The sequence below is a fragment of the Psychrobacillus sp. FSL H8-0484 genome, from assembly GCF_038005325.1.
GTDB lineage: Bacteria > Bacillota > Bacilli > Bacillales_A > Planococcaceae > Psychrobacillus.
In genome coordinates, this window is the sequence record NZ_JBBOSZ010000001.1 from 3,217,527 (window position 1) to 3,231,988 (window position 14,462).

The following is a 14,462-nucleotide window of genomic DNA, read 5'->3' on the forward strand; positions in this document are numbered from 1 at the left end:
TTTAAAGACAGCCCCTTCTAATGTTACTTCTTAAAATGATAAGGTACCGTAGTGACTACTACATCTTTTCGATAAAGTAAAATTGCTTTAATAAGTAAACTAGACTGGTTATGAAGAATATTATGCCAGCCTTTTTTCGGAATAAACTGCGGTATCAATACCGTTACTCGGTAGTTAGATTCTTCTGCTTTATTCTCTACTTTGCTAATAAATTTGGATAATGGTTGAATAATGCTTCTATAGTGTGAGTAAAGGGTCACTAACCGAATATCTGGTTGCCATTTCTTCCACTTTTCTTCGAACGATTTTTCATCTTCTTTATCGAAAGCTACATATACGGCTATAATGTGTGCTGGATTTAGTGATTTCGCATAGTTCAAAGAGTTCTCCACTACATGGGTTATTCCCGCAACAGGGACAAGAATAATATTCCCTTCAATTGGCATAACAGGTTCACAAGAAGATATACTTAGCTGTTCTCCAACAGCTACATAATGTCTTTTTACTTTATGAAAACCTAAAACGAGAAGGGGCAAAAAGATTAATACTGCCCAAACCTGACCAAATTTAGTAATAAAGAAAATCATCATAACTGTGAAACTAATTAATGCTCCAACAAAGTTAATGGTTAATTTACCAACCCAGCCCTTAGGTTTTTCACGGAACCACTTCACTAGCATCCCTGTCTGGGATAGTGTAAATGGAATAAATACCCCTACAGCATAAAGTGGGATGAGTTGTTCCGTTTCGCCTTTAAAGATAACAATGAGCAGAATCGATGTAATTCCAAGTGTGATAATTCCGTTAGAATAACCTAACCGGTCACCTCTCATTTTATACATACTTGGAATATATTTATCCTTCGACAGATTAAAAGCCAGTAAAGGAAAGGCTGAGTACCCCGTATTTGCAGCGAGAACAAGTATCAAAGCTGTTGTTCCTTGGATAAAATAATACATATAATTTCTTCCAAACGTTTCAGATGCTATTTGTGAAATAACAGTTTCCTCCACTTTCGGTGAAATACCATAATAAAAGGCAAGCACTACTATTCCTACCAATAACACAGCAAGTAAAGAGCCCATTATTGCTAGTGTTTTAGCCGCATTTTTAGCACTAGGATACTTAAAGTTAGGAATCGCATTAGAAATTGCTTCCACACCTGTTAACGCAGAACTACCAGAAGCAAATGCTCTAAGTAACAAGAATAATGTAATCCCTGCAACTGGAGTGCCAATTGGTGCATGTAAATCAGGTGAGACATTCCCAGTTATTATATTAAAGAGTCCAACTCCAATTAAAATAAACAACGCAAGCACAAATAAATATACAGGATACGCGAGAATTGATGCGGACTCAGTAATTCCCCGTAAATTTAAAATGGTGATTAAAATAACAAGTACACTTGCAATTAACACATTATGATCATGTAAGCTTGGAATAGCGGAAGTAATAGCGTCCGTTCCAGCAGAGACACTTACCGCAACAGTCAAGATGTAATCCACTAACAAAGATCCACCTGCAATTAAACCAGCATTTTCACCCAAGTTTTCTTTTGAGACAACATATGCACCTCCACCACGTGGATAAGCAAAAATAATTTGTCTATAGGACAGGATTAATGCAAGCAATAGGATTAGCACTCCTACTGCGATAGGGATAGAATACCAAAAAGCTACTGTCCCAATCGTCATTAATACAAGTAATATCTGTTCTGGACCATAAGCAACAGACGATAAAGCATCCGAAGATAGGATAGCCAAAGCTTTCGTTTTATTTAGTTTTTGATCACCTAATTCAGATGACTTCAATGGGCGACCTATTAAAAATCTTTTTACTACTGATAACATAATTCCACTTCTTCCTTTAAATTGTTGCTTTCCCCAACATAATGCCATCCCTAAATGATTATTTTAAACCATAAGAAACAACAAAAAAGCCCACAAGGCATAAGTAAATAGCCTAGTGGACTCTATTTCATTCGTCTCACCAGCTCCATCTCCTCTCTCATTACGCTTACGAGGTTAGCTGTCGGGTTTGGGCTAAAAGAGTAGCCCTACCTACATACGTAGGATTCACCCCATATGACTCCTCAAAGCCACATAAAATGGGTCCCCCGTTCCGATTGGATTAAGCGATATAGAAATATGAAACTGGCGTTAATATTACTCTTATTTTTGTATCTTGTAAATAAAAAAATGCGAATATTTACGAGTATTTTTTACCGACAATCAAGACTCTTTACCTATTATTCACTACTTTGCTTTTCCACAAACATAAATTATTTCATAGCTATCATTACTAATAGGCGTCCCGTTCCAATCCTTGTATACATGTAAAATATCAAACCCATTTTGAAATAATGTTCTTTCCATTTCCTTTGGATATGTGTATCGTAAACTTATTTTTGTTCTTTTTTCATCCACTACATTGCTATCTTCATTTTTAAACTTCCTTATTGTAGTGTAGTGTTGGATTTGACTTAAAGCATCGTAGTTACTAATTGTATAAACGTCTACCTCTTTATGACAAGTTATGTCTTTATACGTTTTCCAATATTCTTCAGTACTTGGTTGCAGTAACTCTTCTGCACTTGGGAACCTTGTACCAAATATAAAAATCCCATCTTCCATTAAGTGTCTATGAATAGAAGTTAACAGCTGATTTTGTGATTCATTCGTATGGAAATGTTGAATAGAGTTTCCGACCATATAGATAAAAGGACTTTTATAATTTAAATCGAGTTGAGCACAATCTTGCGTTATCCATTCAATTTGTAGATTAGACTCTTCCATTTTTTTCTTTGCAAGCTCGAGCATGCCAGCGTGAAGATCTACTCCAATTAAGTTATAGCCTTTATTAGCTAAAGGAATCGTAATTCTTCCTGTGCCACAAGCTAAATCAATTATTGGACCGTCTTTCTTGGAAGCCCACTCCACGAGTAAAGGAAGTTCTCCAATGTATGCATTATTTTCAATATCATATACAACAGGATTATCATATTCCTCTAGATTATCTGTGAACATTTTATTTGTCATGAGGTTCTCCTTCTTTACTTAATCCTTCTAACTATTTCATATCATCATAATCCTCTTTCTTTTACCGGCACATATAAATCAATCTTGCATTTCCCTTCCGGATCATCTGCAGGGTTATTCATATTAAATTCTAGGTTGTATCTATCGTAATCTGCCTCATAATCGGTATTAGGCAACCAGTTTTTATACATGTATTCATATGATAGATTTAATTTTTCTGGTGCATCATAAAATGGATAAAAAGCATACAGTCCACCATCTAGCCTTTTAAATTGCATATCAGAATGATTTTCTTTTTCAAAATCTTTAGGAATAGTGACACAAGCATCGTGACGACAATTATCTCCTTCTACTAAACTTGGATTATCTAAAGATATCCCGATAAAATGCTGTTGGGGTGGAAAAAGATCATTATTTACGGACCATTGAATTAGTTTCCCCCAATGATCCTGAGGTTCAAAATAGCTTCCTATGCGACGAACAAACGCTACTTCATATTCAGGTAATTTTTTTATTAATACATTCATTTTCTCGTCTCCTTTATTAATAAAAAAGTGTGTGATTTTATTTTTATTGATACAACCAATTTTTCACTTGTTCTTCAAATCCCTCGTTTTCCCATGCTACAATAGCTGCCATTTCTCCATACTTCTCTATCTGATTCTGAAAAAACATATCTCCAATAAAATAGGCTAATCGACTGTGACCAAACATGGTTCCTCCATTAATAGAAAACCATTCACGAAATAGTTCATCTGGTGTTAAAGATAAATAGTCATCTGCAAAAGCTTTTATTATTTCTTTTGCATTTGTTTGTGCAAAAGTTAGCCACTCATAGCCATCACTGTTATAGGAAAAATAGATAGAAGGATGCACGTTTATTACTGTCTTACGTGATAAATGTGTTGCTGCTCCTTCTTGATTAAGCCAAATAAGCGGGCTGTTCCAGTGAATTTTTTCCCAATTCATTCCTGCTTGATCTGATAAAATGTTTTGTGCCAAATGACCAAATTCATGCGCAACAATTACGCTCAAATGATCGGGGTCTGGAGATAACTTTTCTAAGGCAAACGTGATGTTCGGAATGATTTGATGATATGTATAAGCATTTGAGCCATACCCACCAACAATCAAGTTAATATCCACAGGGAAGGAAATCTTATACAGCTTCTCATATTCTGCTGCAATTTCTTCTATAATAGGTAAAATATTTTGATGCACTTGCTTGATCGCAGCATAATGCTGGGGATATTTTTTAATCGATTCACTATGCCTTTCTTCTGTATCTTTACAATGAGAAGCAAAATACTCTTTAAAGATTTCTGGATATTTCGCATAGTAACTTCGCAAAAAGCTAACGGATGGTTCATAATTATTTAGAAAGGAAGGAACTGTATCAATGATTTTCAAATTTATCTCCTCCTATTATTCCATGTGATTCAGTTACATAATTAATAACGTCATTAAAGTAGGTTTCTAAAGGTTGCCCAGAATCAACGACCAGATAAGGATCATTATAAGGTCTTTTACTACCTTCTACCGCATGATGAAAACTTTCCTCAGAACTCACTTCTTGAATCTGACTTATCATTCGTTCACGTCTTTTCAATCTATTATTAATTTCTTGCATATCTTTCAGATAACACTCCACATATTTGTATGTGGCATTATATTTTTTCGCTAAATAAGTACCTTTATCTATCATCTCTGAATATAAACATGGACAATCAAATATGACATCATGTCCTTGTGATAGATGAAATTCAATTAGTGACCAATCAATACTATAAGAAATCGGACCAGACATATCCAATTCAACATTGAGTTCTTGTGTGGATTTTAACAAAGCCGATTTCACAATATCATGATCAACAATTACTGCATTTGTATTTCTAGCTATCATACGCGCCAAAGTGGACTTCCCCGCTCCTGGAAAACCCGACATTTGAAGAAAAAACATATTTTACACCTCGTCCCATTATGTGAAAATTTAATAATTGAAGATGCCCTCGTACTTCTTCCAAGACATTAATTAATATTTCCAAAGAATAGTCTTTCGTGTCATGTAAAGAGGGCTCACACCCTCATTGGTCTATATAAATCATTTCTAAATTACTCTCCAAATGGTCCACCGTGAAGAAAAATTTTACTAATTTACTCCAACTTTAACTTTCGACTTTTGATAATTATTGTAGTGGGTATCGATTTTGCTTTTTCGAAAGAGTACCATCTATTTTCATGCCTTTGAATGTCTTCTTCCGAGTAATACACATCCTCTATCACTTGCTCAATCTTAAATCCACAATTTATTAAGCTATTAATATATGTGCTCACTTTAAATTGTTGCATAATAGCTGGATTACCCCATCCCTCATGATCGTAAGGACCTTCCTCATGATAGGATTTATCTAAAGTTAAAACGCCACTTTCAATACTTACTCTGCTATGCAATGGATGCTCCCAACTAAAAATAAATACGCCCCCTTGTTTCAGGTATTTATTAATATTTGCTAAAGTTTTATCTAGATTGGTTGTCCATCCAAGGGCATAGATGGAATATACAATGTCAAAATAGTCATGTGGCAATCCAGGATTCTCTTCCATTGGCGATTCAAATAGTTTAACTGGTGTAGTACAATTCTCTAATAATGACCTTGCTGCATTTAATTGTTTTTCAGATAGGTCTAATCCCCATAGCTCAGCTGCATTCCGTTCATTCATATACTGTAGAGAATGGCCACTACCACAACCTATATCTAACACTTTTAAATTCGTAATATCGCCAAATAGATTAAGATTATCTTCACTTGGTGCCATTGGTCCATATTCAGGAAGCGGATTTCTACCATAAAAACGTTCTGCCGCTTCGTTCCAACTATGTTTATTTGTTTTTAGTGTCTTAACATTCATTCCCCTATACCTCCATCCCAAGAATAGAGTAAATTCTTGGATCATACTTTGCGATTTTGTAAAGGTAGTACCTCACTAACTCTTTGTTCTCCGTCTTCCATAGCTTTTGATATTTCTTGAATAGTTAATTATTCTCTAAAATCTTCCATTTAAAATTTCTTCTGTTCTTTTAAGAACTCCTTTTTCGCATAGCCTCAGCTGCTAAAATACTTTCTCGCAAATAAAATGGAATCTCCTCGAGATTGACAATTTCAGCAGTTGTCAGCCAATGAATAGATTCAACTTCATCCTGACTTTTTGCATACGGATCCCCCTTATCAAATTCACAAAGAAACACAATGTCCACAACCTCTTTTCCATTAGCTGATATAAATGAAGTACTCCGAACATATTGTATGGTGTTCTTCACCTCTACTCCCACTTCTTCAAACAACTCTCGTTGTAACGTCCTTTCCAAAATATCGTTAGAATCACCTTCATGGTCTACTGTTCCACCAACTAAGGACAATTCTCCTCCTGCGTGTTCTTCCATTTTGCTTCTTCTGATTAAGAGCCACTTGTCCTCTTTATATACAGCACCTTCGACATTTACTATAAACATCTATACTCTCCTTTCCAAAAACTCCATAAAGTAATCTTCGTGATATGTTTCGATATCTCCTTTTTATCTCCGTTCTTCTTCGATGCAAAATTCTATTCAAGTTGTCCAATCAAAAACAATTGGTTACACTTAACTAGAGAGGTTGGAAGCACCATCGACTTATAATAAAAAAACTGACGAACCTAGTTAAAGGCCATCAGTTTTTTCGATTAAGCATCTTGTGATCGATTTGAAGTAAATCGTACCAAATGACGAAGGACTTCCATAACAAAGCTTACTTCTCTTTTTTCGAATTTCCCTTAGAAGCATCCTTTATATCTGTAAAGTCTGGTTCCTCACCAAATTCCGTCCCATAGTTGAGATTTCCCTGACGGGTTCTGTCTACTTCGACGTCTTCTACTGGTCTAAACAGAAGCGGTATGCATACCAATCCACTTAACCCTACAAGTCCAAAAATCACTCTAGATATTGCCGTAGTCTCACCACCAAATATGGAAGAAATTAAATCATACCTAAAGAAACCAATTAGACCCCAGTTGATTGCACCAATAATAACTAGGAATAAAGCAATCCGATGTAAAGTTCCCACGGATGAACACCTCCTTATTTTTTAAACGCTCTAGGAAGATATCCTTCCCATTCGATTCTTAGCGACGATGTTCAATTAAATCGATGGCCCTAAACCAAAGCCAATAATCGAACTCGAATTAACGGTGTAATGTTTCTATGTTACACAATACAACGCCAGTAGTTGTCGTACGTTCTCCATAAAAACATTCCTCTCATTAATTGCTAAGATTCGTTCTTATCTTTTGCAATAAACTCCGGTTTATACAATCCAATGCAATTTGTGCTTAAGTGAAAAATGGATAAAGTTAAAAAATGCTCAAATTAATAGGAAATATCAATTATTTAAATATCGTGGATAATAAATAAAAAAGTCGATATCCTATTTAAGGATTCGACTTTTCTTTTATTAGGCTTAACATGAGGATTTATTTTGTAAATGAACTCCTCCAACCCACCAATTTATTTCCACTAAATCCAACCGGTTTTTCTTCCCGTTCAATACGTCTAAGCCATGAGTCGTTAATTGTAACGTAGCATTTGATGGAGAGAGTTTATAACTAGGTAAAGGAAGATCACTTATCAGCAATGGATTTTTCCCTTTCATTAATTCATTTAAAATTGCTGCAAACAGTAGATCACTTAACCCATCATTAACTCTTTCTTTAGATACTCGATTGAACAATGTATAAAATTGACCTACACCTTGGTCGATTAGCTGAAGTGATAAATATTCCACTTCATTTAGCCCATTTTTGGGAGAAGGAAAATAGCTTCTTTGCTCCTTTAATACTTGAAGTAAAAAAGGAAGGAAATGACGTTCTGTTTGAATCCATTTTTCAATTTCCTCTGAATCTTTCGAGTTATATGCACTCCATCCTGAAACTGCTTCACGAATTTGTTCCATAGTAATCTCTTTTTTATGATCTATTAGAGCCAATAATTGTTCGGAAGATAACTGTCCTAATCCATGGAAAGGATAAATACCAGGATATCGATTAATACTTATCATCGATAGCTTTCCAAAGCCTTTTGACGATAATTCTGTTAATAAATACATGAGCATTGTTTGGTCAAATTTATCATGCTCAAACCAAAGAACAATCTCTTCCTTCTTTGATATATTATTCAGTAAGTTATTTTGTTTTTCACAATTAGAGATAAAAAAAGCTGACGGTATTCCAAGTCTTTCTTCAAAAAAAACAGCACGTCTTTGTATTTGCTCAGCCTTTGACCACTCTAAGCTCAGCGGACCAAAGTCATACATTTCTCTCCATACAATAATTTCTCCATCTATCCCTTGAATCTTATTTCCAACTACATCCCCATTCACAATATGTATCATGCACATCCACCTCTCATTTTATGCTTTCTATATTTACTACCAAGTCTTTCATTATATTGTTGAGCAATTAAATCACTGTTATCTAATTCTTCATTATCTTGGATATCTCCTTTTCATGTGTTAAAAATTGAAACATATCGTAAAGTTAGAATATAATTTAATTTAAATTAAATATGGTGGAGGAAAGATGATAGAAGGAGAGGAGTAAAACGAATGCAATATCGAATTGTTGAAAGAAATGCTTTTCAAGTAATTGGGATTAATCGAGAATTTCCTTATGATGTAGAAAATGGAGGTCTTCAAGAATATCAAAATTTTTGGACTGAAATACATGAAAATGGAACCGTAGATCAATTAAATGATTTAAAAGAAGGAGCAACAAAGGGGCTATTAGGCATCTGGGCAGAGGTGAATAAAGAGGAAAATAGAATGGACTACTATGTTGCTGCAGAATATAACGGGAACGTGCCACATGGATTAAAAAAAATCGACTTTCCAGCTGCCAAATGGGTTATTTTTGAAATACAAGGACCTTTCCCTTCCGCTATAGCAACTATGTGGGAACGAATTTATTCCGAATGGTTCCCATCTAGCGGATATGTACCATCTTCCATAAAACCTTTTGAAGTGTATTTGGATACTGATGCTACTAATCCGAATACGTATAATGAAATTTGGGTAGCAATTAAATAACGTTTCACTGTTTCCTTTATCAAACTGTTCATATATATTGCGTGTATACACCATAATGTTGCGAGTACCTCCGTAATGTTGCGAATAACGGATGCTATGCTGCGCTTTACGAGCACGTCGATAAAGGGGCTGCCCCTAAAGTCATATAGGGACTGAGAAATGGTCCCTTTTCCGATGTATTGATTTCCGTTCCAGACGGACGCTTTCCGCGGGCATGGCTTCAGTCTCCTCGTCGCTTTCGCTCCTGCGGGGCCTTCAGCTCATGCACCTGCCGCTTCGCTTTCGGTGCAAAAAACATCTGCTATTCCCGCTGGAGTCGCCGTCTTCCACTACAATCAATTGCCTATAAAAATAGTAGTTTAATAAAAAGTATACAAAAAACAGGTGTAGAAAAAGACTCGTTTTTCTACACCTGCTTCAATTTATAGGCTTATTGGACAACCCCTTACATCGAAGGTTTATACAAGTGATTTCATTTTATCCTTTTTCAAAAATCCAAACTTTGTTTCAGATAGGATAATCGCAAGAAGTATAAGCAGTGCACCGAGAATCATTTTAAACGTCATCACTTCACTTAAAATAATTACCGAGAACGCCATTCCCCAAAAAGATTCTGTCGAGAGAATGATTGCTGCTTTCGTTTCTGATATGTATTTCTGCGCTACGGTTTGCATTAAATAAGCAATCGTTGTGGAAAAAATACCAAGATAAAGAAGGTTCAACACCCCTTCTGTTTCCATAGAAAAGGAAGTTTCTCCTCTAAACAGTACAACAATCCACCCAATAACTGCCGCCACTACCATCTGAACAATAGTAAGGACAACCGGATCCTCTTCTTTTACAAATCGTGATGTGTAGAATATATGAAATGCAAATCCAACTGCACATAATAATGTCAGTAAATCACCTATATTGATCTCGGAAGATAACTTTAATGAAAGTACAGCTACACCAATAACAGCTAAAACTGCTCCGCCAAGTTCGTACATATCCATTTTTCTCTTATATAGAAGAAACCCTATAAAAGGAACAATGACCACATTTACTGCTGTTAAAAATGCATTTTTGGAAGGTGTGGTGAACTGTAGTCCTACTGTTTGAAGAGCGAAAGCTACATATAGAAAAATTCCTAAAACTGCACCTTTAATCACTGTACTCTTCTTGGCCATTCTAAGATTTTTATGAAATAAAACACTTAAAATAATAGCCCCAATTAAAAATCTACCAGCCAAAATTTGATAGGGCGTATAAAATTCAAGTGATACGGCACTTGCAACAAAACCACTTCCCCATATTATTGCCGTTACTATAAGCAATATTTCACCAATATATTTTTGCATATAAATCCACCACCCTTTACTAATTACTTCGAAATTGCACTTCATAAAGTAAGAAAAATCAATATTATTAGTATAACGTATCCATTCCACAAAAAAGAGTCTTCTCACTACAAAATTTTATCTGTAGAAGAAAAACGCTTTTCATCATATTTATTTTCCTCTGTACTAGTATTTCCTTTGACGTCTACGATTCCAAATCCGGAGTTATGTAGAAATGGTTATGACTACAAACGTATATGTAACAGGAAGGGAAAACAATATACTTACTTGATTTTTAACTCTTTAATTATTTGCGTTAATATATATCCTCTGTCATTACAAGACGAACAATTTTGAAATTCAATTTGTATTAATCACCAAATGCAAATATCAGTTCTGTCTCGCAAACTATTTTTCCATCTACAGAAGCTATTCCCTTCCCTTTTCCGATTGGCCCTTTTAAACGGGTAATTTCTATTTCGAGACGAAGTTGATCACCTGGTTTTACTTGCTGTTTAAAGCGACAATTATCTACACCGGCTAAAAGCCCCAATCGACCTTGGTTTCCTTCTTTAGTGAGCATTACAACTGCACTTACTTGAGCTAATGCCTCGACAATTAATACACCTGGCATAACTGGATAATTAGGGAAGTGTCCTTTAAAAAATTCTTCATTTGCAGTCACATTTTTGATACCAACTGCTCTCTTTCCTTCTTCTAGTTCTAAAATCTTATCCACTAAAAGAAATGGATAGCGATGTCTAATAATATCTTTTATTTTCTGAGTATCAAACATTATTTCATCTCCTTTATCTACTTCCCCTCATTATAACACTTAGTACTAGTATCTAGTATTAAATAGTTAGAAGTAGAACCCTGCAATAAAAAAGCCTGTTCATCTACAATTTTTCTGTAGATGAACAGGCTTTAGAGTTAATATAATGGAACTTGCCATTTATCTTTGACTTCATAATAACGAGTTACTGAAAGTAAGTGTAACGTTAATTCTTCCGGAATTTCTTCTAGGTCATATGTTTTGAGGTTTAGATTTAATTTATAGCGATCGTTTTTATCTTTTTCATTAAGTATGGATCCGCTTTGATTAGTAGGATATGCATTTCCTTTTTCATCTACTAAAATCCAAGTACCAAATTCTGAAGAAAGTGCTTCTTTGCCGCCTTTCATCTCAATTTGAAAGATTGTTTCTTTTTCTACTGGTATTAGTGACTTACGTAAAGAAAACTCACTCTGCATTGTCGCTTTATTAATCGTTATAAAATTCCCTTCATATTCAAATGAAACAGGATGTTTTTTCAATTCTTTCGGTTTAATTGTAATGGAGAAATCAGATGGTACTGTTTTAAAGACTCCATCTAACACAAAAGTTAGCTTGTTGTTAACTTTTTGTGGAATATATGATTCATTCCATGCAACTTGTCCAAGTTGTTCCATATCTTCTCCAGCACCTGAAAGCATTCTTAAGCTATAATGTTCCCCTTTTTCTTCCAACAAACTATTATTTCGATAATAAATAGTCTTCTTTTCCTCATTCTCAATATGATACTGAATTGCAGTCCCATAGCTAGTAGAGGTGTTTACTTTTTCTTCTCCAAACTTCTCTTCAAACTTTTGAATCTTTTCTTTTACAAGCGCTTGTTCTTCATTCGTAAAAGACGTTTCGTAGGATAAGTCATTGGAAGAAGGGGCAAATTGAACTTCCTTCATATTTACGACTACACCATGAGCGCTTTTTTTAGCATCACTTAATGGGATTGTCTTTGTTAATTTTTTATTTTCTATTAAATCTACTGGAACTTCTAGTTTCCAATTGCCTTTAACTCCATTTAACTCAACTAAATCGAACTTTATCGTTAACTTATCTGTTGCTTCTTGAGGGTTCAGTGCAGCAGTTAAACCCAAAACTAATACTATTCCCGCTGCAGAAAGTAAAATGCGTTTCCAAGGTTTACTTTTTCTCCGAACTATCTTCTGTTCATAAGGTTCAATCTTATCCAAGACAATGGAAGCAAAATCATCCGGTAATGTTGGTGTTTGTAATGTTTCTTTTAGAAATCGTTGTTCCTCTTGGAAAGCCTCAACGACTCGTATACAATCATCACAGCTTTTAACATGAGCGTGTATTTGATCATGCTCCTGTACTGTAAGTAAGTTATCAACGTACTGAGAAAGTTTATCTACCTTCGGACAGTTCATAAAAATAACCTCCTTCTCGTTTTATCGTATCTCTCATTTTTTTCTTTGCTCGGTGCAGTTTATTGCGAACATCCGATAGAGGGACTTCGACCAGTTCACTTATTTCGTTATAGCTTAACTCATTTACATACCGCAAAAGAATAATCATTCGTTCATCTTCTGGTAGGGTTGCTATTAGTCGTTCTAGTTGTCTGCTTTTCTCCTTTTTCAAAAAGATGATTTCAGGATAATTAGTGTTTACAACTTTTTCTTCGTTAATTTCTACTTGTTTCATCTTGTAACTGTTTTTACGAAACTCATCCATACAGTGATTGATCGCCAAACGATAAATCCAACCAGCAAACGATCCTTTTTCATCATATTTCTCTAGTTGATGATACACTTTGATAAATGCTTCTTGTACTAAGTCTTGTGCATTCTGCGGATTTTTCGTCATTCGTAAAATCGTCCCATATAGCCGATTTTTATATTTATTAATAATATGTGCGTATGCTTGCTTGTTACCTGATAGCACCTCATGTATCCACTGTAGTTCTTCTTCCATATTGACCTCCTTGCTAAAACGATCATGCGCATGTCTCGTTTTTATCACTCACCTATCATAACGAGTTTATCAGTAAAATAATTTCATGTACGTTGAAAAATAATTTTCAACAAAAAAAGTGTCTTCTTCTTACAAATAATCATTTGTAGAAGAAAACACTCTTAACTATTGGTTGTAGCCGATGAATTCATCTCCTGTGTTATACACAAGGAAAAAGCCGCTAGCTTCTATAAAATTTCTTTCATAGAAGTAGACGCTTTTATTTTATTTATCGGAACTGGCGCACTTTTCTGCTGTCTACGCAGAAAGATATTATTCGAAATTAATGAAAATATAATAAACGTAATTCCAATTAATTCATAATAATTTACTTGATTTCCTTGAATAAGTGAAATCACAAGTGTTGTAACAGGAACAAAATTAATAAATAACAATCCATTTAACGGAGTTAGAATGCTAACACCGATATTCCAGCCAATTAGTGCAATAAGTCCTGGAAAAATAATCATGAACAATAAATGCGGACTTACAATCGTAATTGTTTCCATAGAAGGTACACTCACATAACCAGTAAGTGTAAGTATCAAAACGATAACAGCTGCTGAAATCGTTCCAAGAAGACAACTTAATGTAGAATACCGTAACGCAGACCAACCTCTAAACTGACTGCCACCCATTGTGTAAATAACCCATCCAATAACCGCCATCAAAATAAGTACGGAAGGAACAAGATTATCGGTAGCAGATAAAAACGCTCCGAAATCCCCTTTCGTTATAACGAGCGCGGCACCAATAAATGCTACTAAAACACATACTAATGTGAATGTATAAGGCTTACGTCTGTACAACACCCACACAATTACAATAGATATCATTGGCATTAAAGATTCCATAATCGATGCAACCATCACACCCGGCTCTCCCAATAAATCTTCTCCCCAGAAAATAAGTAAATTATAAACCGTGAAAGCCATCGTACCGAAAAACCATAATGATAATCCTTTTCCTTCAAATTGAAATGCCTGTTTTCCTTCTCTCCATAATAGAAGTATTACTAAAATAACTGTCACTGTACCATAACGGAAAATAGTAAAATAAAACGGATCTATATATTGAAAAGCATTATGCGCAACAGGAAACATGGCTCCCCACGACACACTTGCTACAAGACATAAAATAGCACCTAATAATACATTACCTTTCACAACACATCAATCTCCTTCAAATGTTC

15 protein-coding genes and 1 riboswitch are annotated in these 14,462 nt (G+C 34.9%); of the genes, 1 reads left to right on the forward strand and 14 read right to left on the reverse strand.

The genetic code is table 11. The features are described 5' to 3' along the window. Positions 1–23: 23 nt before the first annotated feature. The 9 genes from MHH81_RS15715 to MHH81_RS15755 all read right to left on the reverse strand — a co-directional run bounded on the left by MHH81_RS15715 (position 24) and on the right by MHH81_RS15755 (position 8,461). On the reverse strand, positions 24–1,850 hold the full coding sequence (locus MHH81_RS15715) for an APC family permease (RefSeq protein ID WP_340922897.1): 1,827 nt from the start codon (positions 1,848–1,850) through the stop codon (positions 24–26). Between the two features lie 147 nt (positions 1,851–1,997). Then, positions 1,998–2,147: riboswitch (cyclic di-AMP (ydaO/yuaA leader) on the reverse strand. Positions 2,148–2,255: 108 nt separating this feature from the next. Continuing rightward, positions 2,256–3,038, reverse strand: coding sequence for a class I SAM-dependent methyltransferase (locus MHH81_RS15720; RefSeq protein WP_340922899.1), 783 nt, complete (start codon positions 3,036–3,038; stop codon positions 2,256–2,258). Positions 3,039–3,082: 44 nt separating this feature from the next. Then, positions 3,083–3,565 carry an AraC family transcriptional regulator gene (locus MHH81_RS15725; protein ID WP_340922902.1) on the reverse strand — a complete coding sequence of 161 codons (483 nt, stop codon included), beginning with the start codon at positions 3,563–3,565 and terminating at the stop codon, positions 3,083–3,085. A gap of 43 nt (positions 3,566–3,608) precedes the next feature. Next, complete coding sequence (locus MHH81_RS15730; protein ID WP_340922904.1) at positions 3,609–4,448, reverse strand: hypothetical protein; 840 nt, start codon at positions 4,446–4,448, stop codon at positions 3,609–3,611. Next, positions 4,435–4,998, reverse strand: coding sequence for an AAA family ATPase (locus MHH81_RS15735; RefSeq protein ID WP_340922908.1), 564 nt, complete (start codon positions 4,996–4,998; stop codon positions 4,435–4,437). Before MHH81_RS15735 ends, MHH81_RS15730 begins: the two co-directional genes overlap by 14 nt. Before the next feature lie 194 nt (positions 4,999–5,192). Next, positions 5,193–5,948, reverse strand: coding sequence for a class I SAM-dependent methyltransferase (locus tag MHH81_RS15740; RefSeq protein ID WP_340922910.1), 756 nt, complete (start codon positions 5,946–5,948; stop codon positions 5,193–5,195). 169 nt (positions 5,949–6,117) lie between these two features. Further along, a complete protein-coding gene (locus MHH81_RS15745) occupies positions 6,118–6,549 on the reverse strand; it encodes an NUDIX domain-containing protein (protein ID WP_340922912.1) in 432 nt (143 codons plus the stop codon). Positions 6,550–6,823: 274 nt separating this feature from the next. Continuing rightward, positions 6,824–7,138 (reverse strand): DUF378 domain-containing protein, encoded by a 315-nt coding sequence (locus MHH81_RS15750; protein WP_340922914.1) that lies wholly within the window; start codon positions 7,136–7,138, stop codon positions 6,824–6,826. Positions 7,139–7,531: 393 nt separating this feature from the next. Then, positions 7,532–8,461, reverse strand: a complete 930-nt coding sequence (locus MHH81_RS15755) for a DUF1835 domain-containing protein (RefSeq protein WP_340922916.1) — start codon at positions 8,459–8,461, stop codon at positions 7,532–7,534. 213 nt (positions 8,462–8,674) lie between these two features. Here MHH81_RS15755 and MHH81_RS15760 point away from each other — a divergent pair, with 213 nt between their 5' ends. Then, entirely contained in the window at positions 8,675–9,154 is a 480-nt protein-coding gene (locus MHH81_RS15760) for a GyrI-like domain-containing protein (protein WP_340922918.1), read from the forward strand. Positions 9,155–9,612: 458 nt separating this feature from the next. Here MHH81_RS15760 and MHH81_RS15765 read toward each other — a convergent pair whose 3' ends face one another. From MHH81_RS15765 to MHH81_RS15785, 5 genes are all read right to left on the reverse strand, one after another. Next, a complete protein-coding gene (locus tag MHH81_RS15765; protein ID WP_340922922.1) occupies positions 9,613–10,494 on the reverse strand; it encodes a DMT family transporter in 882 nt (293 codons plus the stop codon). 349 nt (positions 10,495–10,843) lie between these two features. Beyond that, a complete protein-coding gene (fabZ, locus tag MHH81_RS15770) occupies positions 10,844–11,269 on the reverse strand; it encodes a 3-hydroxyacyl-ACP dehydratase FabZ (protein WP_340922925.1) in 426 nt (141 codons plus the stop codon). 137 nt (positions 11,270–11,406) lie between these two features. Beyond that, positions 11,407–12,687 carry an anti-sigma factor family protein gene (locus MHH81_RS15775; RefSeq protein ID WP_340922927.1) on the reverse strand — a complete coding sequence of 427 codons (1,281 nt, stop codon included), beginning with the start codon at positions 12,685–12,687 and terminating at the stop codon, positions 11,407–11,409. Beyond that, the gene (locus tag MHH81_RS15780; RefSeq protein WP_340922930.1) at positions 12,665–13,231 is read right to left on the reverse strand and encodes an RNA polymerase sigma factor; all 567 of its coding nucleotides are present in this window, start codon (positions 13,229–13,231) and stop codon (positions 12,665–12,667) included. The genes MHH81_RS15775 and MHH81_RS15780 overlap by 23 nt, the downstream gene beginning before the upstream one ends. A gap of 227 nt (positions 13,232–13,458) precedes the next feature. After that, entirely contained in the window at positions 13,459–14,436 is a 978-nt protein-coding gene (locus tag MHH81_RS15785) for a DMT family transporter (protein WP_340922933.1), read from the reverse strand. Positions 14,437–14,462 lie beyond the last annotated feature (26 nt).